25 protein-coding genes and 3 tRNA genes are annotated in these 21,264 nt (G+C 61.6%); 12 read left to right on the top strand and 16 right to left on the bottom strand.

What is annotated here, in order from left to right:
• Positions 1–44: 44 nt before the first annotated feature.
• Positions 45–1,220, top strand: coding sequence for a cystathionine beta-lyase (gene metC / locus DS839_RS03310; RefSeq protein WP_119268872.1), 1,176 nt, complete (start codon positions 45–47; stop codon positions 1,218–1,220).
• Between the two features lie 50 nt (positions 1,221–1,270).
• Complete coding sequence (locus tag DS839_RS03315) at positions 1,271–1,795, top strand: CreA family protein (RefSeq protein ID WP_119268873.1); 525 nt, start codon at positions 1,271–1,273, stop codon at positions 1,793–1,795.
• Positions 1,796–1,799: 4 nt separating this feature from the next.
• Here DS839_RS03315 and DS839_RS03320 read toward each other — a convergent pair whose 3' ends face one another.
• Positions 1,800–2,276: a DUF992 domain-containing protein gene (locus tag DS839_RS03320; RefSeq protein WP_119268874.1), complete on the bottom strand. Its 477-nt coding sequence runs from the start codon at positions 2,274–2,276 to the stop codon at positions 1,800–1,802.
• A gap of 174 nt (positions 2,277–2,450) precedes the next feature.
• Between DS839_RS03320 and DS839_RS03325 the strand changes: the two genes are divergently transcribed.
• The gene (locus tag DS839_RS03325) at positions 2,451–3,626 is read left to right on the top strand and encodes an alpha/beta fold hydrolase (RefSeq protein ID WP_119268875.1); all 1,176 of its coding nucleotides are present in this window, start codon (positions 2,451–2,453) and stop codon (positions 3,624–3,626) included.
• 14 nt (positions 3,627–3,640) lie between these two features.
• Here the strand turns inward: DS839_RS03325 and DS839_RS03330 are convergent, their stop codons facing one another.
• The 9 genes from DS839_RS03330 to DS839_RS03370 form a co-directional block, all read right to left on the bottom strand.
• On the bottom strand, positions 3,641–3,925 hold the full coding sequence (locus tag DS839_RS03330) for a hypothetical protein (RefSeq protein ID WP_119268876.1): 285 nt from the start codon (positions 3,923–3,925) through the stop codon (positions 3,641–3,643).
• 143 nt (positions 3,926–4,068) lie between these two features.
• Complete coding sequence (locus DS839_RS03335; protein WP_119268877.1) at positions 4,069–4,719, bottom strand: alpha/beta hydrolase; 651 nt, start codon at positions 4,717–4,719, stop codon at positions 4,069–4,071.
• 74 nt (positions 4,720–4,793) lie between these two features.
• Positions 4,794–5,039: a GIY-YIG nuclease family protein gene (locus tag DS839_RS03340; protein WP_119269364.1), complete on the bottom strand. Its 246-nt coding sequence runs from the start codon at positions 5,037–5,039 to the stop codon at positions 4,794–4,796.
• Between the two features lie 149 nt (positions 5,040–5,188).
• A tRNA-Arg gene (locus DS839_RS03345) sits at positions 5,189–5,265 on the bottom strand.
• 6 nt (positions 5,266–5,271) lie between these two features.
• Entirely contained in the window at positions 5,272–5,577 is a 306-nt protein-coding gene (locus DS839_RS03350; protein WP_119268878.1) for an ETC complex I subunit, read from the bottom strand.
• 133 nt (positions 5,578–5,710) lie between these two features.
• A tRNA-Pro gene (locus tag DS839_RS03355) sits at positions 5,711–5,787 on the bottom strand.
• A 156-nt stretch (positions 5,788–5,943) separates the two neighbouring features.
• The gene (locus DS839_RS03360) at positions 5,944–6,408 is read right to left on the bottom strand and encodes a DUF192 domain-containing protein (protein ID WP_119268879.1); all 465 of its coding nucleotides are present in this window, start codon (positions 6,406–6,408) and stop codon (positions 5,944–5,946) included.
• 32 nt (positions 6,409–6,440) lie between these two features.
• Positions 6,441–7,019, bottom strand: coding sequence for a cold-shock protein (locus DS839_RS03365; RefSeq protein WP_119268880.1), 579 nt, complete (start codon positions 7,017–7,019; stop codon positions 6,441–6,443).
• A gap of 367 nt (positions 7,020–7,386) precedes the next feature.
• Positions 7,387–8,142 (bottom strand): SIR2 family NAD-dependent protein deacylase, encoded by a 756-nt coding sequence (locus tag DS839_RS03370; RefSeq protein ID WP_368911116.1) that lies wholly within the window; start codon positions 8,140–8,142, stop codon positions 7,387–7,389.
• A 54-nt stretch (positions 8,143–8,196) separates the two neighbouring features.
• On the opposite strand from DS839_RS03370, the gene DS839_RS03375 reads away from it, so the two are divergent.
• Positions 8,197–8,598 (top strand): VOC family protein, encoded by a 402-nt coding sequence (locus tag DS839_RS03375; RefSeq protein WP_119269366.1) that lies wholly within the window; start codon positions 8,197–8,199, stop codon positions 8,596–8,598.
• Positions 8,599–8,832: 234 nt separating this feature from the next.
• Here the strand turns inward: DS839_RS03375 and DS839_RS03380 are convergent, their stop codons facing one another.
• The 5 genes from DS839_RS03380 to recJ form a co-directional block, all read right to left on the bottom strand.
• Complete coding sequence (locus DS839_RS03380; protein WP_368911117.1) at positions 8,833–9,579, bottom strand: SDR family NAD(P)-dependent oxidoreductase; 747 nt, start codon at positions 9,577–9,579, stop codon at positions 8,833–8,835.
• Between the two features lie 19 nt (positions 9,580–9,598).
• A complete protein-coding gene (locus DS839_RS36280; protein WP_162918272.1) occupies positions 9,599–9,748 on the bottom strand; it encodes a hypothetical protein in 150 nt (49 codons plus the stop codon).
• A gap of 92 nt (positions 9,749–9,840) precedes the next feature.
• A tRNA-Glu gene (locus tag DS839_RS03385) sits at positions 9,841–9,915 on the bottom strand.
• Between the two features lie 61 nt (positions 9,916–9,976).
• Positions 9,977–10,324, bottom strand: coding sequence for a type II toxin-antitoxin system HicB family antitoxin (locus DS839_RS03390; RefSeq protein WP_119268881.1), 348 nt, complete (start codon positions 10,322–10,324; stop codon positions 9,977–9,979).
• 16 nt (positions 10,325–10,340) lie between these two features.
• Positions 10,341–12,158: a single-stranded-DNA-specific exonuclease RecJ gene (gene recJ, locus DS839_RS03395; protein WP_119268882.1), complete on the bottom strand. Its 1,818-nt coding sequence runs from the start codon at positions 12,156–12,158 to the stop codon at positions 10,341–10,343.
• Between the two features lie 9 nt (positions 12,159–12,167).
• Between recJ and DS839_RS36285 the strand changes: the two genes are divergently transcribed.
• The 6 genes from DS839_RS36285 (at position 12,168) to DS839_RS03420 (ending at position 16,493) form a co-directional block, all read left to right on the top strand.
• On the top strand, positions 12,168–12,347 hold the full coding sequence (locus tag DS839_RS36285) for a hypothetical protein (protein WP_162918273.1): 180 nt from the start codon (positions 12,168–12,170) through the stop codon (positions 12,345–12,347).
• A gap of 84 nt (positions 12,348–12,431) precedes the next feature.
• Positions 12,432–12,656 (top strand): hypothetical protein, encoded by a 225-nt coding sequence (locus DS839_RS03400; RefSeq protein WP_119268883.1) that lies wholly within the window; start codon positions 12,432–12,434, stop codon positions 12,654–12,656.
• Positions 12,657–13,024: 368 nt separating this feature from the next.
• On the top strand, positions 13,025–13,366 hold the full coding sequence (locus DS839_RS03405; protein ID WP_119268884.1) for a hypothetical protein: 342 nt from the start codon (positions 13,025–13,027) through the stop codon (positions 13,364–13,366).
• 215 nt (positions 13,367–13,581) lie between these two features.
• The gene (locus tag DS839_RS36290; protein ID WP_162918274.1) at positions 13,582–14,121 is read left to right on the top strand and encodes a hypothetical protein; all 540 of its coding nucleotides are present in this window, start codon (positions 13,582–13,584) and stop codon (positions 14,119–14,121) included.
• A gap of 1,106 nt (positions 14,122–15,227) precedes the next feature.
• Positions 15,228–15,377, top strand: a complete 150-nt coding sequence (locus DS839_RS03415) for a hypothetical protein (protein WP_119268886.1) — start codon at positions 15,228–15,230, stop codon at positions 15,375–15,377.
• A gap of 93 nt (positions 15,378–15,470) precedes the next feature.
• The gene (locus DS839_RS03420) at positions 15,471–16,493 is read left to right on the top strand and encodes an alpha/beta hydrolase (protein WP_119268887.1); all 1,023 of its coding nucleotides are present in this window, start codon (positions 15,471–15,473) and stop codon (positions 16,491–16,493) included.
• Positions 16,494–16,834: 341 nt separating this feature from the next.
• Here the strand turns inward: DS839_RS03420 and argC are convergent, their stop codons facing one another.
• Complete coding sequence (gene argC / locus DS839_RS03430; protein ID WP_119268889.1) at positions 16,835–17,875, bottom strand: N-acetyl-gamma-glutamyl-phosphate reductase; 1,041 nt, start codon at positions 17,873–17,875, stop codon at positions 16,835–16,837.
• 219 nt (positions 17,876–18,094) lie between these two features.
• Between argC and DS839_RS03435 the strand changes: the two genes are divergently transcribed.
• Both DS839_RS03435 and DS839_RS03440 read left to right on the top strand, forming a co-directional pair.
• Positions 18,095–20,074, top strand: a complete 1,980-nt coding sequence (locus DS839_RS03435) for a protein-L-isoaspartate(D-aspartate) O-methyltransferase (RefSeq protein ID WP_119269368.1) — start codon at positions 18,095–18,097, stop codon at positions 20,072–20,074.
• Between the two features lie 154 nt (positions 20,075–20,228).
• Positions 20,229–21,203: a tripartite tricarboxylate transporter substrate binding protein BugD gene (locus DS839_RS03440; RefSeq protein WP_119268890.1), complete on the top strand. Its 975-nt coding sequence runs from the start codon at positions 20,229–20,231 to the stop codon at positions 21,201–21,203.
• Positions 21,204–21,264 lie beyond the last annotated feature (61 nt).

The following is a 21,264-nucleotide window of genomic DNA, read 5'->3' on the forward strand; positions in this document are numbered from 1 at the left end:
CCGTGCTAACCCCAGGCATCATAGCTTGAGACATCACAAGAACCATGGCGAAATCCAAGACCGATCCCAAGACCCTCAAACCCGCGACCCGCCTCATCGCCACCGGCCGCGACTATTCCGAGCACGGCATCGTGTCGCCGGCCGTCTATCACGCCTCGACCATCCTCTATCCGACCTACCAGGCGCTGAAAGAGCGCAAGCAGACCTATCAATATGGGCGGCGCGGCACGCCGACATCGCGGGCGGTCGAAACGGCGATCGCGACGCTGGAGAACGGCTTCGCCAGCAAGGTGGCGCCCTCCGGGCTTGCCGCCGTCACCACCACCCTCCTCGCCTTCCTCAAGCCCGGCGATCATCTCCTGATGGTGGACAGCGTCTATGCGCCGGTGCGCACCTTCTGCGACACGCTGCTCAAGAACTGGGGCGTCGTCACCGAATATTACGACCCGCTGCTCGCCGGCGCCGTCTCGGCCTTCATCCGCCCGTCGACGCGCATCGTCTATTGCGAGAGCCCGGGCTCGCAGACGATGGAAGTGCAGGACGTGCCGGCGATCGCCGAGGCCGCGCATAAAGCGGGGGCGCTCGTCGTCGTCGACAACACTTGGTCGGGCGGGCGCTATTTCAACGTCTTCGCCCATGGCGGCGATATCTCGGTGCATGCGGCGACCAAATACATCGTCGGCCATTCGGATGCGATGATGGGCGCCGTCACCTGCAACGAGGCGACCTGGCCGCGCTTCAAGGAAGGCTATGAGACGATGGGCCAGTTCGCCGGGCCCGACGACATGTATCTGACGCTCCGGGGCCTGCGCACCATCGATGTCAGGCTCGAGCGCCACATGAAGAGCGCGGTTCGGATCGCCGAATGGCTGAAGACCCGTTCGGAAGTCGATGAGGTGCTCTATCCCGCCCTTCCCGGCACGCGCGGCCATGAGCTGTGGAAGCGCGACTTCACCGGTGCGAGCGGGCTCTTCTCGGTGGTGCTCAAGCCGCAGAGCGAGACCGCTATCGGCCAGTTCCTCGACGGGCTCGAGCTTTTCAGCATGGGCTATTCCTGGGGCGGCTTCGAGAGCCTGTGCGTGCCTTTTAAGCCATACCGCACCGCCAAGCCCTGGGCGCGCGAGGGCACGTGCTTGCGCTTCCATATCGGGCTCGAGGACCCTGACGACCTCATCGCCGACATTAAGGCGGGTTTCGAACGTCTCAAGGCAACGTCTTGAAATCGCGGCGGTCGGGCCCATCTTTGCCAGGACCGAAAGGAAGGACCGTCATGCGTAAATGCGCTGCCTATCTGGCCTTGGCCGTTGCCGGGTTCGCGCTCGCCGCTGCGCCCATTGCCGCCCAGGAGGCCGACGATCCCGAGCTCATTTTCAAGAAGACGACGGTGTGGCGCATGCTCTCGCCCGATGCGAAGCTTGCGACCTACGCGCTCGACGATCCGCTGATCGACGGTATTGCCTGCCACTTCACGGTGCCCGAGATCGGCGGCTGGAGCGGCTGGGCGGGCTTTGCCGAGGAGCGCTCGGAAACCTCGCTCTCCTGCCGCCAGACCGGGCCCGTCACCTTCAAGGGGAAATTCGTCCAGGGCGATGACGTCTATCGGATGCGCCGCTCGCTGTTCTTCAAGAAATTCCACATCTCGCGCGGCTGCGACGCCAAGCGCAACACGCTCGTCTATCTGAGCTATACCGACAAGCTCATCGAAGGCAGCCCGCAGAATTCGACGTCGACCGTGCCGATCATGCCGTGGGGCGCGCTGCTGCCGCCCAAATGCGGAGACTTCCTGGAGAAGTAGATCGTCAGTGAACGGCGACCAGTTCGACGTCGCCGATGCCGACAGCGACATTGAGCCCGACCTCGCCTGAGACGCTCAGAGGCTGAAGCGCGACCGATTTGTCAAAACCGCCGACCAGCACATTGGCGCCGAGGCCGACGCCGATGGCGGCATCCGCGGTCGCCCCGACATAGCTGCCGGCGAGAGCGCCATGATTGAGCTTGCCGGGCGCGAACACCACCCAGGTGATGTAGCTCTTCTCGGTCACGCCGATGTCGAGGCCGATCTTGTTGACCTTGCCCTTGTACAACTCCGCAGGGCCTCCCCCCGATGGGGCGAAGCTGCATTTCATGTCCTTGCTCGATCCCAGGATCAGCCCGATCCCGCCATCGACGGTGCATTTCAATACGCCGACATTGACCCCGCTCTTTGCGAAGGCCGAACCCGCTGTCGCACAAGCGATACCGGCGAAAACTATTGCCGCAAGCCGTCCGTATCTCATGAGCCTGACCCCTGTCCCTGTTGTTGCACTTTCGTGCGTCCGGGCGAATTTAAGCAGTCCTATTGAATTTGTCGCGGTGAATCTTGCGGATTGTTAATGATCGGGTAAAGCTTCGCCGGGCCGTTACAAATCCGGGCGACGCTCGGAAAGCGCCTGCCATAGTCGGGGACAACAATGACCAAGCTCATCGCCTGCCTGGTTCTCCTGCTGAACTGTGTCGCCATGCTTGCGCCGGCAGCGGCCAAGCCGGTTTCTGAGAAGGATCGTTTTTACACCATACGCCCCCAGGACCTCGCCGGGGCGCCTGGCACGCTCATCCGCGCCCAGCCGATCGATATCCCCTTCGTCTATCGTGCCAAGGCCTATCGCATCCTCTATGTCACGCGAAATCACCGAGGCCAGAAGGTCGGCGCCTCCGGCATGGCGGTGGTGTCCACATTCCCCCGGGGTGCCGCGCGGCCGGTCGTCGCCTGGGCGCATCCGACGACCGGTGTGGTGCGCAAATGCGCGCCGTCGCTCCGCTCCGACCCGCTCGCCATCCCGGGCGTCAAGGACATGATCGTCCAGGGCTATACTGTGGTCGCCACCGACTATCCGGGCCTCGGTACGACCGGCAAGATACCTTTTCTGATCGGGGTCGGCGAAGCCCAGTCGGTGCTCGACTCGGTCAGGGCGATCCGTCACCTGCCCGAGGCCCAGGCCGGAAGCCGTTTCGTCCTCTGGGGACATTCGCAAGGCGGTCACGCCGCCCTTTTCGCGGCGAGCCTCGCCAGGTCCTATGCCTCAGAACTGACACTGCTGGGTGTCGCCGCGGCGGCGCCGGCGACCAATCTCGGCGTCCTTCTCGATGACGACATCAATACCGTACCGGGACGGATCCTGGCGGCCATGACGCTCCTCGCATGGTCGCGCAATTACGGCATCGCCCTCGACGGGCTCGTCAATGAGACCACGCTCAAGATCGTCCGGCATATCGACAAGAACTGCATCGGCAGTATCGGCGGCGACCTTGGCGCGCTTTCGGCCGAGCAGGATCTGGGCAAGCATTTCCTCAATTACGACCCTGACAGCCGGCAGCCCTGGCGCGGCCTCATGGCCTCCAACAACCCGGCCGCCCTGCCCATCCGTGTGCCGGTGCTGATCGCCCAAGGTGCCGCCGACACGCTCGTCATCCCCAAGGTGACGACCGACTATGTGCGGGGCTTGTGCCGAACCAACAAGGCCGTTTCCTATCTGAGACTACCAGGGGTCGACCACGGCCTGATCGCCGTGAAGAGCGTCCCTCAGGTGATGAGCTGGATCGAAAACCGCTTCAAAGGCGCCCAAGCGGGCGGCACATGCGGCAGATAGTGAGTGCAAGGCAGTCAGTTCAGGAAGCTGTCCGGCAGATGGCTTGCGGGCAGACGGCTCCGGGGCAGTTGATCTGACGGCAGAGCGCTGTCCGGCAGACGGCTTTTCGCCGACCGCCGGGGCTCGGCCTCGCAGATGATGATGCTGCGGCAGCGCTCCATGCAGCCGGTCTCCGTTTCGTCTTGAAGATCGGGACAGGTGCTTTCGCAGGTCACGATCTCCTGACGGCATTCGGCTTGCGCCGCCGTCGTCGTGACGATCCACATGAAGGCCGCAGCGAAGGCGGGGAGCCGGTACATCCAGAACTCCTGCACTGACTAACCGGATCATTTCCCGACCCTCCTTCGCTAAAGCTTCGGAGGGCAGGAATTAACTATACGGCGATATGGAAGTTCCGCGCAATCGCCTACGCCACCCGAAGCCCCCGGAGGGCGTAGGGTGGTTACGCGAGATACTTTTCGAGGCGGTCAGCCAGTTCCTGTGGCCGGCTTAGCGCAACGCAATGCCCGGCATCGATCTCGTCGGGCGTAATCCCAAGCCGGTCCCTGACGACACGGCGCAGGAACGCTTCAGGCAGCAGCCGGTCGTCGCGGCAAAGGATGAAGCGCGTCGGCACGTCGGGCCAGGCGGCGAGCGGCCAGGGATCGCGCATCGGCGTTTCGGACTGATGCCGCCCGCGGTGTAGCGCCTCGGCGGCGAGATCCGCCGGCACGTCGTGGTAGAAGAGCTCGATGTCGTTGGTATAGCGCCCGTGCACCTCTTCCCCATAGCCGGTGTTGGTCCACCAGTCCGCCGCGGCTTCTCCGGGAGCCGGAACCAGACCGGCGACGAGCACGAGGAGATCGGCCTTCTTCCTGGCGCATATGAGCGGCGCCGTGTACGCACCAAGCGACTGGCCCACCACGACGAGTCCGCTGCGTTCGCCAATGGCCTCGATGACAGTGTCGGCATAGTCGGAGAACCCGGCCGCATCATCCGTACAGGGAAGGTCTGGCGCCACCACGTCATGGCCGTTACGCCGCAAGTTGGCCTCCACCAGATGCCAATACCAGCCCACATCTCGGGCGCCATGGATGAGAACGAAGGTGCGCATGGTTTTCTCCTCGATCCAGCTCAATGCGTCGTAGGTGGCCTGCCACCCGAAGCCCCAAAGCGGGCGTAGGGTGGCTAGTTCCTCCTGATCAGACGTTTGAGAGCAACGGCCTTTCCCGAAGCGGATTTGAAATAAATCTCAAGCTCTCGCGCGTGTTCTTCCGTTTCAACGGCGACATGGGATCTCAGCACAACAGGCAGATATGCCCTTGTCGAATGGACATATCCTGCCCGATGGGACGAAAAACGTCGTTTTAAATTGTTGGTTGAACCGACGTAGATATCCCCATTGCTCAGCTGAAGGAAATAAACGTACCACACGGTGGCGCCCCGAAGCCCGTGTAGGTAAGGCAAATCACAGCAGCAAATAACGTCACTAGTCTCCCTGCGCTGCTTCGCAGCTTCGGGAGATCACCCTTCGCCCCTCAAGAGGGCGTGGCTTGCCACCCGAAGCCCGTCAGGGCGAAGGGTGGCGACCCCGGAGAGATTCGAACTCCCGACCCACAGCTTAGAAGGCTGTTGCTCTATCCAACTGAGCTACGGGGCCAGCCGGTCAATGGGTCCAAAGCTCGTTGCGGCCCCATCGGAAATTGTCGGCATAGGATTTGCGCTGCGTTCTGGCCGGCGCCTCGGGCTCCACCCAGTAGGCGATGCCATTGCGCTCGGCATAAGCGATCGCCTGCTCCTTCGATTCGAAGGTCAGGCGCAGCTGCTGCTTCATGTCGGCGGACGAGGTCCAGCCCATGAGCGGATCGGCCGTCAGCCTGAGCTCCGGCTCATATTCGAGCAGCCATAGATCGACCTTGCCTTTGCCGGACTGCATGGCATTGCGGGCGGGCCTGTAGATCTTCGCGGTCATGCCGTCACCTTTATCCTATCACACCTATGAGCTGAGGCGGCCCTCTTTCGCTAAAGCTTCGGAGGGCATCCTGCTCCGCGCACGAAATCCACTAATCCTGCGAAGCGCCGCTGGGCGCGAAGCAGGATGGCGGTGGTCGGGGTGGCCAGATTCGAACTGACGACCCCCTGCGCCCAAGGCAGGTGCGCTACCAGACTGCGCTACACCCCGTTTTCCACCTGTATTCCAAGGCGCTTCCTTATCGCCAAGGCTTGCCCCGGACTTGATCCGGGGTCGAGCAATCCCGGATCAAGTCCGGGACGGGCTTTGGCGGGAAGCGCCCTGCTCCCGCAGGGGATAGCGAAATCGCACCTCTCGGGCAAGAGATCAGCCGCCGGTGCCGAAAATGGGGTTCAGCAGGCGGTCCCCGGGCCGGATATTGAGCCGGTAGGCGGTCCCCGCCTTAACCTCGAACACGGCATAGACCGGCATGCCCGGGGTGATGATGTCCTCCGAATAGGGAACCGTGTTGCGGGCGACATAGAGAACCACCCCCTTGTCGTCCGAGAAGATCATGTCGAGCGATACCGGTGTGTTCTTCATCCACATGGAGACGCTGCGGGTCTGCTTGAAGTCGAACAGCATGCCGCGATCCTCGGCGAGCTCGGTGCGGAACATCAGCCCCTTGGCGCGGTGCTCGGGCGTCGCCGCAAGCTCGGCGGTGAAGCCCGTCCGCATCTTGCCGCCATTGCTCTCGACGGTGAGGGGAACGGTCGGCAACTCGGACGTCTCCGCCCGGCCTATGGAGACCGCCGCAAGGACAAACAGGAAAGCCAGGGTGATGGCGCGCATCGTTCGAGTATGCCGCGCCCGTACCGATTACGCTAGTTGGTGTGACGCGGCCCGCTGTCGAGCGTGAGCCGGACCTCGGCCGCCATCTGGCCCTTGGGCCCTGAGCCGAAGCGCACATAAATCCACTGGTCGGGATGAAGCTCGGCAATGGCGGTTTTCCGCAGCGTCTCCATATGGATGAAGATGTCGGGAGACCCCTCCCCTTCGCTCACGAAGCCGAAGCCCCGCGCCCGGTTGAACCATTTGACGCGCGCCCTGACCCAGCCGCTCGACGGCGATACGTTCACATGGGTGCGGCTCGGCCTTTCGACCGGATGGATCGCGGTCGAGGTGTCGACATTGAGGACACGCAACGCCTGGTAGCCCTTCTGGCGCTCCACCGCCTCGCAGAAGACACGCGTCCCTTCGAGCGGCGCCTCGAAGCCATCGCGTTTGAGGCAGCTCAAATGAAGGAGCACGTCCGGCATGCCGTTATCGGGGATGATGAAGCCATATCCCCTGCCGACATCGAACCACTTAACGAATCCGCTGATCTGGAAGATTTTGACATTCACATCGGGAGCTTGATGCTCATGCTCCCTGTCTGCCTCGAAGGGCCCGCTAACCGCCATGACCGCATACCCGAACTAGTGGCAGCCCTCTGCCGTAACCCCTTGCTGCCGTGGGTTAGATTGATCGACTCTTTTGCAATTGTACAGAGCGGGTACCTGCAAGAGATGTGGAAAACATGCGATAGACATTGAATTCGTCGGCGAAGCACGCCTCGATCGCAGCGTCCGCGATGCGAAAAAGCCCTGAAAACAAAAGCCGATTCGCTTCAAGCCAGATGCAACACATCAACGCTGCCGAAACATGCGGCATGCAGAGACAGCCACGAGGAAATTTCGGCCGGGTCCATGTCTTTCCGCCGCAAACAGCGGAGTTTTGCGCAGATTCCCCTCAACTGATTCGTTTTCAGCGCGTGAAGCGATCGTGATCTCAAGGCCATAAACGCTCGGCGGTCGCGGCGAGAACATCGCCGAGCTCACCCTGAACCACGAGATCGGCGAGCGCATCGAGGCCGGTCGGCTCGCGGTTGATGATGACCAGCCTGGCGCGATTGCTCTTGGCCATGACGGGAAAATTCGCCGCCGGGAAAACCTGCAGCGACGAGCCGAGAGCGAGAAAGAGATCGGCGTTGAAGGTAGCGGCGCGGGCATCGGCCATCTCCTGGTCCGGCATGGCCTGCCCGAAGGATATGGTCGCCGTCTTGACGATGCCGGCGCAGGACACGCAATAAGGTGGCCGCTTTTCGCTTTCGATCGTGGCGCGCGCCCAGGCGAGCTCATAGCGCTCGCCGCAACTCAGGCACTTGGCATAGGAGCCATTGCCATGCAGCTCGATGATCGCCTCCTCCGGCACGCCCGAGACGCGGTGCAGATCGTCGATATTCTGCGTGATGACATGGCTGACCTTGCCCTCATGATAAAGCTTCGCGATCACCTTGTGGCCGCGTCCGGGCACGGCATGCGAGACCGTGTCATAGATCATGAAATAGCGGCGCCAGGCCTCGAGCCGCGTTTCCTCAGAGGCAAGATAGGCGCTGAACTCGATCGGCTTGTACCGGGTCCAGAACCCGCCCGGCGAGCGGAAATCGGGAATGCCGCACTCGGTCGAGATGCCCGCACCCGTGAAGACGACCGCGCGTTTGGCGGACTGGATCATTCGGGCAAGCTCGTCTATGTCATCATCCATCGTCAGTCCGCCCCATCAGCAAAGGAGAAGGCCTTGGTCAAATATCTCCACACCATGATCCGCGTATCCAATCTGGACCAATCGCTCGATTTCTTCATCAACAAACTCGGCTTCGTCGAGCAGCGCCGCTATAAGAACGAGAAAGGCCGCTTCACCCTGGTTTTCGTGGCGGCACCCGAAAGTCCCGATGCGCCGGTCGAGCTCACCTACAACTGGGATCCCGAGGCCTATACCGGCGGACGGAATTTCGGCCATCTCGCCATCGAGGTCGACGACGTCTATGGCTATTGCGAGAAGCTGCAGAAGAACGGCATCACCATCAACCGCCCGCCGCGCGACGGCCGCATGGCCTTCATCAAGACGCCGGACGGCATCTCGATCGAGATCCTGAACAAGGATGGCGCGCAGCCCGTCAAGGAGCCCTGGGCGTCGATGCCGAACACCGGCACCTGGTAGCGCGGGGAAAGGCAGTTGGACTTCACTGGACTCTCCAACGTTCCCCTTCTCCCGCGCGGCACGCGTGGGAGAAGGTGGCCGAAGGCCGGATGAGGGCTCTTTCGTGAAGCAAGCGCGAACTTCAAAAGCAATACGCTTTGCAGGCGAAGAGCCCTCACCCGCCCTTCGGGCACCCTCTCCCATTGCTTCGCAACGGGAGAGGGGAAGCTGGCGATAGTTCGTTCAATCCCGCATTCAGCCCATAAACAAGCCGCCATTCACCTCGATGACCTGGCCGGTGACGTAGCCCGAGGCCTCATCGCTCGCGAGATAGACGAAGGTGCCGGCGCAATCCTCGGCCGTTCCGAGGCGGCCCAAAGGGATTTGCAGGCGGGTCGCCTCGAGCTTGTCCGGCGTCGAATGCCGGTCATGGAAAGCGGTGTGGATGGTGCCCGGCGACACGGCGTTGACGCGGATGTTGCTCGGCGCCAACTCCTTCGCCATCGACTTGGTCACCGCCGAGACGAAGCCCTTGCTGCCGGCATAGATGCCCGATCCCGCCGAGCCGCCCGAGCGCGCCGCGATCGAGGAAACATTGATGATGTTGCCCGAACGCTGCTTCTGGAAGATAGGGATGACGGCGCGGCAGCAATCGACGAGCTGGCGGACATTGAGGTCGAGCACGCGCTCATAGAGCGCATCGTCGAGTTCGGCGATCTGGCGGCGCTCGACCATGCCGCCGGCATTGTTGATGAGGACGTCGATGCCGCCGAGGCGCTTCTCGGCCTCGGCGATGAGCGTCCATGGCGCCTTGCGCTCGAGGAGGTCGAGCTTGAGGGTGGCGATGCCTTGGCGCTCGAACGCCGCCGCTTCGTTCCCGCCGCCCAGATATTGCGCGAAGACCTTCGCGCCCGCTTTCGCCAGCGCGTGGCTCGCCGCTCCACCGATGCCGGTCACGCCGCCGGTGACGACGATGCGCTTGTGTACGAGATCGCCAAACAAATGAAATTCCTCTTGGAACTCACATCATCCAGACATGCAGGATCATGCCGCAGGACACGCCGATGATGGCGCCGATGAAGATGCCTATGGGCGGGGTGAGTATGAAACTGCTGAGTAGACCGCCAAAAGCCGCTCCGAGCGTCAAGCCCAGAACAAAACGATTATACACCAAGCCCTCCCGGACGGGCGCGCCTCACCACGCCGCATGATCCTAATCGTTGATCCGACTTCAGATGAATTTTGTGTCGTTTTTGGTGTTATTGGCGCGCCCTACGGGAATCGAACCCGTCTTTGCAACGTGAAAGGCTGCCGTCCTAACCGATAGACGAAGGGCGCGCGGGATGCGGCTCTATAAGGGGCTTCGCCCGGGAGCGCAAGGCGGGAAATCACCGCCTCGTTACATTTTCGGACTACCTTTCGCCGCCTGCCGTAACACCTCTTCCGCCCATTGATTCAAGCTCTTACCCGCAAGTTGCGCGGCGAGGACGGCGTCGGCATGAACCTGCGGCGCTATGCGAAACATGACCTTGCCCGAAAAGGGTTTCTCAGGCGGCTTTCCCACCTTCTTGCAGGTCTCGATATAGTCATCCACGGCGTCGCGAAAGGCGCTCTTCAGAGCCCTCACCGATGTCGCGTGAAAGCCCACGACTTCCTTGATTCCGGCCAGGTGGCCAATGAAGCACTCATCCTCGCCATCGTATGCGACGCGGGCCTGATAGCGCTTATAGGTCATCAGATTGGTCATAGATGCAGCCTATCCCCTATCCTACCCGTGCGACATCTTCGACATGGAGCGAGGGCACGCGTTCGCGACCCCAATCGTCGACCACCAGCCTGCCGGCAATGTGCAAGGGATGCTGGCGCTCGGTCAGCAGCAATTCGCCGAGATCGGTGCCGAGCGCCCGGAACGCCACCGCCTTGATGCGCGTCCCGTCGGCCGCGGCCAGAGTGAGGCGGACATGATCGCTGCCGGCACTGTCGGCATAGACGACGCGATGCGCAGGCAGCACGAAGACGGGCGCCGGATTGCCCATGCCATAGGGCCCTGCCTGCTCGACGAGCTCGATCAGGTCGAGTGTCGCGCCCGACGCGGTCAGCGCGCCATCGACATCGAGATAGCGCTCGCCGGTGAGCTTCAGCGCATAGGCCAGATGCGTCTCGAGGAAGCTTCGGAAGTCGCCGAGGCGCGCCCGCTCGATGGTGAGGCCCGCCGCCATGGCATGGCCGCCGCCCTTGATGAGGATGCCGGCATCAAGCGCCGCGCGCACCGCGTGGCCGAGATCGACACCGGCAATCGAGCGGCCGGAGCCTGAGGCCTGGCTCCCGTCCTTCTCGAAGCCCAGGACGATGCTCGGCAGGTTGAAGCGCTCCTTGAGGCGCGCCGCGGCAAGGCCCAGCACGCCCGGATGCCAGCCCTCGCCCGCGACCACGATCGCCGGACTGGACCTTGCCGTCCCCAAGGCGGCATCGGCTTCGCGCAGCGCCTGGTCGAGCACGCTCAATTCGATCGCCTGGCGCTCGCGATTGAGCCGCTCGAGCTCGGCCGCGATGATCGAGCAGCGTCCCCTCTCCTGGCTCACCAGCAATTCGAAAGCGAGATTGGCATGGCCGATGCGGCCTGCCGCATTGAGGCGCGGCCCCAGGAGGAAAGCCAGCGCATAGGCATCGGGCCTTCGTTTGAGCCGCGCCACATCGGCAAGGGCGGCGAGCCCCGGATTCTCCCGGCGCGCCATGATCTTGAGGCCTTGCGTCACATAAGCGCGGTTGAGACCGGTCAGGGGCACGACATCGCACACCGTCGCCAGCGCCACGAGCTCGAGCCACTGCAGCATATTGGGCTCCGGCCGATCGGGCCCGTACCAGCCGCGCTGCCGCAGGATGCGATTGACGACGCTCACCAGGATCATGGCGACGCCGCAGGCGCACAGATAGCCGAAGCCCGATATGTCGTCCTGGCGGTTGGGATTGATGACCGCGGTCGCATCGGGCAGCGTCAAGCCGGCCTGATGATGATCGACGATGACCACATCCATGCCGAGTGCCCGCGCTTCCGCGAGGGGATCATGCGCCAATACGCCGCAATCGAGGGTGAGCAGAAGCTCGGTGCCGCGCTCCTTCAGTGACTGGACGGCGGCCCGGCTCGGTCCATAGCCCTCGGTCAACCGATCCGGAATGTGAACCGTGTTGCTGGCGCCGACGCTGGTGAGGAAGCGGGTGACGAGTGCCGCAGACGACACGCCGTCGACATCATAGTCGCTGATCGTGCCGATGCGCTCGCCCGCCATGATCGCCTGCGCCAGGCGGTCGGCCCCCTTCTCCATATCCAGCAGCGCCGAGGGCTGCGGCATGAGCCGGCGCAAAGTGGGATTGAGATAGGTCTCGACATCGTCGAGCGCCACGGAGCGCGCCGCCAGGACACGGCCCAGCAATTCGGGAAGATCGTTCTTCTCCGCGATCGCCTGGGCATCGCGGCTCAAGAAGGATCGGGCACGCCAGGACCGTCCGGTGACGGACCGGCTGACGCCCAGGAAAGGCGATGATGTAACGGGCGCTGCCCTTCTATCCAGCAAGAGCGACATGATCCTTCATTGGACGCCGATTCGGCCGCGAATTTGAGCGGTAAGAAGCGCCGTCAAAAAAGTTTTGCGCTTCCTTACGGCATGGCGCTTCGCGGTCGCAAGCGTCGGGAACAATTGCCGCCGATACCCATTGAAAATCAAGGAGAAAGGAGCGCGTTTCCCGGCGAAGCGGATGCGCTTCGCCGATAAGGAACCGCGCCAAATCGATCTGGAGCAAATCCTTGTCGCCAAAGTCTTCAACTTTGCCGGGGTTTGCCCTGAAGGAGCACGATCATGGCAGTAGCGAAACGCAAGGCGACGCCTAAACGGGCAAAACCCCGCGCGCGCGGCGGTGGCCAGTTCTTCCATATCGAGGTCAGACCCAGGCGTGCGTTCAAGAGCTTCCGCACCCAGGATGTCGGCCGCAAGGGCGGCATCGAGCGCGTCGCCGGCCGGCGCGGCAGGGGCTCTTGGGACACGCAGAAATGGCTCATCGGCAAGGAGCACGCGACAGCCTAGAATTTTGACGCGCCCGCTAACTAAGTTCCCTCAAAATCAAATTGATATGTGAAACACGTGAGAACCGCCGAAAAGCGGCAATTGCGTTTTGGGCACGCTTTTGGGCACAGGTCGAACGCATGAATCACGGCCGCCGAATTTAACGCCGTCTCGCCCTGTCACATGGATGAAAGCCTACCAACTTGGCCGCCCTGCTCCGCTATGCCAGATTGTGGGTCTATGGCGACGACAGGCAAGAAAGACGGCGGCCGCGAAGCCGAGCTAGAGGCGGCTATTGAGGCAGTCCGCGTCGAGACTTGGAAGACGGGGCAAACGCTTCCAAAGCTACGTCATGCGATTGCGCTCATCCTGCAAGAATTGAAACGCGAATGAAGAAGGATGCCGAAATGTGGAAACGCCGCCTCTTGGCCTTGATGGTTCTAGTATGCGGTGCGGCTGGTGCTGACGCTGCCAAGAAGACGGAGAACCCTACCCAACCCTCAGAAACGTGGTGCTCAGACGGTTTCGACAAGCCAACCGAGCTCCTTATAACCGCCGGTCCAAACTTTGTTTTGAAAACTGACGGCAGCGCGGACGAAACCTTGGATATAGAAAAGGATACAATTTACCCCGCCACCTTACGCAACCTTTCCAAGAAAAAAGGTTCGCCACCGAAAGAATACCAAGTTTGGATCGTTCGCGATCGCCTGTTCTGGCCATGCGACGGCTGACGGGCAATGCCAATTTTCAAAGACACAATCATGATAAAGGACCGTCCGCATGATCGCGCCGTCGAAGTCACCGTGATTATCCGGAGGGTATGAGCGTTTTGAACGTGCAGGAATTGGCGGAAAAGGCTTGGCGTTCGGTGAATAAGGAAATCACTATCGGCAAAGTGACGGTGAAGGTACGGGCGTTCAGGCGCTAGAGCGAGGCACTATATGGAATGGAACCGCCCGATTCACGAGAAGCGACTCCCCAAGAACGGGCGTTTACCGACGCTGCCACGTCACGTCTTTCCAAATACCTTGTGGGATTTCTCAAGCTTGGAATCCAAAATGGGATAGAACATGTTTTGCCAGCGGGATCGGGGACGCTAGTAAAGTTTCGCAAGCACCATGGAATATTGACTGCGGCGCATGTCCTGTCGGCACTACCAAAGCATGGCGACGTTGGAATCGTTCGATTTTTTTCTCGCGGGTTGGAACGAACGAAACTCCGGATGGAAGATACTTATACCAAGTCGGCCGGCGGCCAAGACGGAGTGGACGGTCCGGATTTGGGCTTCCTTGGTCTATCCCCTGACGTAGTCGGTTCGTTGAAAGCGGCCAGCGACTTTTTTGACTTTGACAAATATTCTGACCAAATACTTAGTCATCAGGGTCCGAAGCCGGGCTTTGACGCGGTGCTTGGCATGATTGCCGAAAAATCAAGAGTAGAATTCTCCGGCATGACCGCTAAATCCTTTTTTTCGGGCGAGCATTGAAGTTGGAACGCCTACGCCCGCCGAAACGAGAGAAGGTTATGACTACGTGACTATGCGCCCGTATATGAAGTTTCGTTCCGAACCCCAGCCAAACTCCTATCAGGGCACTAGTGGTGGCGGTTGGTGGAAAGTGTTTTCAAAGACTGACGAAAACGGAGACATGTCGGTAGAGCGAATGATGCTCTTTGGCGTTGCGTTCTACGAGCATGACCATGACGGATACCTGACGTTGAAATGTCATGGACCGAAAGGACTCATCCGTCAATTTTTGCCGACGATTGATGTTTGACGGCTTGCTGCCAAGCGCGAACGACGCGACGAAATAAGCACAAGCCTGACGCCGGTTCGTCCGCCGTTGCAAAAATCAAGCAAACGCCTTGATTGCCCACAATTGAGCCGTGATGGGCATTCCCGCCCGCCCCATTTGGGGGATCTCCAAGGGCAAAACGCCCCATTGCGCAATTGCGCGAAGCCTAGCGGCATTTACACAATAGAAAGAAATAGAAGCGCATCCTTCGGGATCATTAGGACGGCACCAAAACTTGAGGGATGCCGTCGCCTGGGGACCGCTGCCAGTGCGATGCGCGGAAGGTCGGGGATATTCGGGATTCCCCGGCCTTTCGTTTCATGTGGCGGCTAGGGCTTCAAATCGCGACTTCGGCGCGCACGCGATAATCACGAAAAAAATTGTTCGCCTTGAACGGGAAAAATCAAGCGTACCATCCTGTTTCATCAACGCAACATTTATTAACCTAGACCGGCCAGCATTGGGCCGTGGCAGCCGTTTGGCCTGCCCCTTACTTTGGCACCTTCCAGAGGCAAAACGCCACGAGCGGTCGATTGTGGTAACCCAAGGGCAATTTACAAAATGGAAAGAAATAGGGGCGCAACCTTCAAACCATCGCCTCTTTCCACTTCCAGGCGATACGCGGAAGGCCGAAGGAAGCCGAACCCTTCGGCCTTCCGACCCATCTGACGGGCGACCGCTTCAAGGCCAAGGACCGCCCCAACGTGCCCGAGCGCCGCAAGCCGACGCAGGCGATGCGCCGGGCGCGAACCCGCAACATCCGCAGGGCGCAGACCGCAAGACGGAAGAGCAGCAGCCGATGATCCGCAAGCTCAAGTCAGGCCAGTATCGCCTCTATTCGCGCAAGAAGGACCCGAAGACCGGCCGGCGGCGCAATCTCGGCACGTTCAAGAGCCGGGCCGCGGCCGAGAAACACGAGCGCGCGGTGCAATATTTCAAGCATCACTAGGTAAAGCCATCGCGCCTTGGCGAGTCTTTACGGCCCGTGCCTTTCTGCGCTTCAATGCAATCCTGACGGATGGCGCCAATCACGGGGGCATAGATGCGCAGAGATCATGGGGTGCCGCGCGGCACGGTTCACCGGCTGACGATCGACAGCCAGGTCCTCAAAGGCAACCTGCTCGGCGATCCGACGGAACGGGTGATCGATGTCTATGTGCCGGCCGGCGCGAGCGGCGGCGGACTGCCGCTCCTGGTCGATCTCGTCGGCTTCACCGCCGGCGGTCCGGCGCACAGCAACTGGAAGAATTTCGGTGAGAATGTGCCGGAGCGTCTCGACCGCCTGATCGGAAGCGGCGCCATGCCGCCCGTGGTCGTCGCGCTGCCGGATTGCTTCACGAAGCTCGGCGGCAATCAATATATCAACTCCGCCGGGATGGGCCGGTGGGACGATTTCCTGCTTCAGGAAGCCGTGCCGTTCGTCGAAGCGAAGTTCGGTTGCGGCGGCACGGGACGGCGCGCCTGCTTCGGCAAGAGCTCGGGTGGCTATGGCGCGATGGTCCACGCGATGCTGCATCCTGATTTCTGGGCGGCGGCCGCCTCGCATTCGGGCGACGTCGGCTTCGAGCTCCTGTTCTTCCCGGATTTTCCCAAGGTCCTGCGCGAGTTGGCGACGACGGGCAACTCCGTCCGGGCCTGGCTCGAAAAGTTCTTCGCCGCACCCAAGGTGAAGGATCCCGATGTCCACATCCTGATGTTCCTGGCGATGGCTGCGACCTATGATCCTGACCCTTCCGCCTATATGGGCGTGCGCCTTCCCATGACGATCGACACTTGCGAGACCATCCCGGAGCGCTGGGCGAATTTCATGAAATGGGACCCGCTCACTCTCGTCGAGAAGCATGGTCTGGGATTGAAGAAGCTCAAGGCGCTCTATATCGACTGCGGCGACATCGATCAGTACAACCTCGTCTATGGCTCGCGGCGAATGCACAAGCGGCTGACCGAGATGCAGGTGCCGCATGTGTATGAGGAGTTTGCCGACGATCACACGGCGGTCGACTACCGGATGGATATAAGCCTGCCCATCCTCGCCAAGGCGCTTGCGGCGCCCGCTGTCTCCTAATGCGGCCCTTCATGGTGACTTTCTCTTGACTTCGTGGGCCAAAGCGAGGGATTGGGAAATGCCAGGATCGGAGCATCTGCACGCGACCGTACAACTCATCAGCAGACGGACGGATTCCCACCCGCAATTCCCTGATATGGAGATCGCACGGGCACGAATTCCCTGCTCTTTTTTCCTATTCCGAAGCTAACCTATTGATATGGCTCGATCAGCCTCCCGGATTCTTCAAAATTCCCTGATAATCCCTGATATTCCCTGATACCGGTTCGCGGCGCGCAGCTCCGGCGCGGCCTTTCACCGGTGAAAATTCGACCGAAAACCTGTTCTGTCAGAGCCCTGGGTCAGGGGAACAGCGCCACCTGCTCCAACCCTTGCGCCTCCGGCAGGCCGAACATCAGATTGAAGTTCTGGATGGCCTGTCCCGCCGAGCCTTTCACCAGGTTGTCGAGCGTCGAGATCAGGATGACGCGGCCCGGAACACGGTCGGCATAGACGCCGAGCATCACATTGTTGGAGCCGCGCACATATTGCGTCGAGGGCATGACGCCCTTGGGCGCCATGAACACAAAGGGCTCGTCCTTGTAATGCGTCTCGAGTGCCGTGACACAATCGGCGGCCGTGGCCTTGCCCTGGAGCCTCGCATAGGTCGTGCACAACTCGCCGCGGCTCATCGGGATGAGATGCGGGGTGAAGTTGACCAGCACCGATTGTCCCGCGGCGCGGCTCACTTCCTGCTCGATCTCGGGCGCATGGCGATGGCTCGCGACGCCATAGGGCGAGAGCCCCTCGCCCGCTTCGCAAAACAGCACATTCTGCTTGAGCGAGCGGCCGGCGCCCGAGACGCCGGACTTCGCGTCGATGATGAGGTCCGCCGCATCGATGAGCCCCGCCTTGACCAGGGGCAGGACCATCAGGAGCGCGGCCGTCGGGTAGCAGCCCGGACAGGCGACGAGGCGTGCCTTCTTGATGTCCTCGCGAAAATGCTCGGTCAAGCCGTAGACGGCGTCCTTCTGCAGGTCGAGCGCCTGATGCGGGCCGCCATACCATTTCTCATAGACGGCGGCATCGCGCAGGCGGAAATCGGCCGACATGTCGATGACCTTGAGATGTTTCGGCAGCTCGCGGATGACGGCCTGGCTCGTCGCATGCGGCAGGCCGCAGAACACCGCCTCCACCTTGGACCAGTCGGCCTCCTCGTTCTTGATGAGGGTCGGGAGCTTCAGATGGGCGAGATGCGGGAATACTTCCGCCATGGCCTTGCCGGCATGCGAATTGGCGGTGAGCACGGCGATCTCGACACCCGGGTGACAGGCGGCCAATCGGACCAGATCGGAGCCGGTATAGCCCGAGGCACCGATGACGCCGATCTTGATCTTGGCCATGACTTTTGTCTCCTTCGAACAGGGGCGCTGATTTAAGCAACGCGTACAGTTTGTAAAGACCAATGGCGCGGAAGCTTCATCGGATTATGACGATCTTCGATTAACTCTTTGAAACAGCGCCGATTTTCGAAAACCACTCATTTCACACCATCCGTCTTCATCGGCATGGGTTGGAACATAAGAGTGCCGATGCCGGTTTCGTTCACAAGCGAGGAGCCCATGCTCGATCTCGATCATGCACGCCGGCATATGGTCGATTCCCAGATCGCCCGGCGGGGCGTGCGCGACTCCCGCGTGCTCGACGCGATGCGGACTGTGCCGCGCGAGATTTTTGTCGACGTGGGCTTCGAGGAATTCGCCTACGAGGATGCGCCTCTCCCCATCGCCCAAGGACAGACCATCTCCCAGCCTTACATCGTCGCGCGGATGACCGAGGCGGCGGAAATCGATGCTTCCGACCGGGTGCTCGAGGTCGGCACGGGCTCGGGCTATGCGGCCGCGGTGCTCAGCCTCCTCGCCAAGGAGGTGTACAGCATCGAACGCCACGCCCGGCTTGCCGAAATGGCGGGACGGCGATTGGCGGCAGGCGGCTACCGCAATGTCGAGATCAGTGTCGGCGATGGCACGAAAGGCTGGCCGGAAGCCGCCCCTTTCGACGCCATCCTGGTGACGGCCGGAGGCCCCGCCATTCCCGCAGCGCTGAAGCAGCAGCTCGCCATGGGCGGGCGGCTGATCATCCCGGTCGGCACGGAACTGGCGTCTCAGCGCCTCATACGGCTCACGCGTGTGGGTGAAGCGGAATTCGAGCAGGAAGACCTCGGCGGCGTCATGTTCGTTCCCCTGATCGGCGAACATGGTTGGCAGCTGGAGAGCCGGGAAACGGAGATTGCCGCTGGCAACCGATCCCTGCCCCGTATGATCACCGCCGCCGCCATCCCGCTTCCCGATTTCGACGAGCCCCGCTTCGCTGAGATCTTCGAGCGCTTCGGCGATCATCGCGTGGTGCTTCTCGGCGAAGCGAGCCACGGGACCTCGGAATTCTATCAAGCTAGGGCGGCGATCTCGCGCCGGCTGATCGAGAAACATGGCTTCACGATCGTGGCCGTGGAAGCGGATTGGCCGGATGCCGCGACGATCGATCGGCATGTCAGGCTGAGGCCTGCGGCCGGCGAGGAAAAGACGCCATTTCAGCGCTTTCCCACCTGGATGTGGCGCAACACCGACATGCAGGCATTCTTCCGCTGGCTGGGCAGTCGAAACGAGAAGATCGCCCGTCTGGATGACCGCGCAGGGTTCTATGGGCTGGATCTCTATAATATGAGCGGCTCGATCGGCGCGGTGCTGCGCTATCTCGACGAGACCGATCCAGCGGCGGCCGCGGTGGCGCGCGAGCGCTATGGCTGCCTGACGCCTTGGCAGAGCGAGCCCTCAACCTATGGCCGCGCCGTGCTCACCGAGCAATACCGCAAGTGCGAGGAGGCCGTCGTCGCACAATGCCGCGACCTGCTCACGCGGCAGCTTGATTACGCCGCCCAGGACCCAGACAGCTTTCTCGACGCGGCCCAGAATGCGCGCCTCATCGCGGCCGCCGAGAGGTACTACCGCGTCATGTATTACGGTGGAGCCGAGAGTTGGAATCTGCGCGACCGCCACATGTTCGAGACGCTGGCGAATATCCTCGAGGCGAAGGGCCCCGATGCCAAGGCGATCGTCTGGGCGCACAACTCGCATATCGGGGATGCGCGCTGGACCGAAATGGGTGAAGTGCGCGACGAGATCAATATAGGCCAGCTGTGTCGCGAACGCTTTGGCCAAGACGCTGCTCTCATCGGCTTCGGTACACATTCGGGAACCGTGGCCTGCGCCAGCCACTGGGATGGGCCCATGGAAGTGAAGCGCGTGCAGCCGTCACAGCCGGGCAGCTATGAGAATCTTTGCCATGAAGCTGAGCCGCGGCGCTTCTTTCTCGCCTTGGATCAGGATGGCGAACTCCAGCGGAGCCTGGCGGAGCCGCGCTTCGAGCGCTTCATCGGCGTGATCTACCGGCCGGAAACCGAATTTTCCAGCCACTATGCCGAGGCGTCGCTGTCGCGACAGTTCGATGCCTATGTCTGGTTCGACGAAACACATGCCGTCACACCCGTGCCGACAGCTAAGGAAACGGCACGCGTGCCCGACACCTATCCCTTTGGACTTTAGCCCGTTTTGCGTGTGCGCTCATCTATGCGAGCATCCTTAGACTAATTTCCTATGCGCTCCAGGCCAGTTTCGATTGCAATCTGCGAGCATGGCTCTTTAATAGGAATGTGGTGTCGATACAGAACAGTCGGAACACGTAAAAAGGGAGGACTCCATGAAAAAGCTTCTTGCCGCGCTTGCGGCCACGACCCTATTTCTCTTCGCCGGCCATGCCGGCGCGCAAAACTACCCCGAACGCACGATCACCATGGTGGTTCCGTTCGCGGCCGGCGGGCCGACCGACACGGTGACCCGCCTTGTCGCCGATGTCATGTCGAAGGACCTCGGCCAGCAGATCATCGTCGAGAATGTCGGCGGCGCCGGTGGCACGCTCGGCGCCGGCCGCGTCGCCAAGGCCGATCCCGACGGCTATACGCTCCTCCTCCACCATATCGGCATGGCGACGAGCGCCACGCTCTATCGCAAGCTCGCTTATGACACTCTCAACGGCTTCGAATATGTCGGCCTCGTGACCGAGGTGCCGATGACTATCGTGGCGCGCAAGGATTTCGAGCCGACCGATCTCAAGAGCCTCATCGACTATGTCAAGGCCAACAAGGACAAGGTGACCTATGCGAATGCCGGCATCGGTGCCGCCTCGCATCTCTGCGGCATGATGTTCATGAGCGCCATCCAGACACCGCTTGTGACCGTGCCTTACAAGGGCACGGGACCGGCCATGACCGACCTCCTCGGCGGCCAAGTCGATTTCATGTGCGACCAGACCACCAACACCACCAAGCAGATCAAGGGCGGCACCATCAAGGGCTATGCCGTCACCACGGCGAAACGCCTCGACGCGCTGCCTGATCTGCCGACCGCCGAGGAGGCAGGCCTGCCCGGCTTCCAGGTCGGCGTGTGGCATGGCATCTATGCGCCCAAGGGCACGCCGCCCGAGATCATCGAGCGCCTGTCGAAGTCGCTGCAGGTGGCGCTCAAGGATCCCAACGTGGTCGCCCGCTTCGCCGAGCTTGGCACGGTGCCCTCGCCCGAGGCAGACGCCACGCCGGCCGCCCTCAAGGCCAAGCTCGAAGGCGAGATCGCGCGCTGGAAGCCGGTGATCGACGCCGCCGGCCAATACGCGGACTGACAGCTCTTGATTGCAGAGACCGCTCCGTTCGGATCCATCTTGATCCGGGCGGGGCGGAACC

The organism is Taklimakanibacter deserti (genome assembly GCA_003574785.1).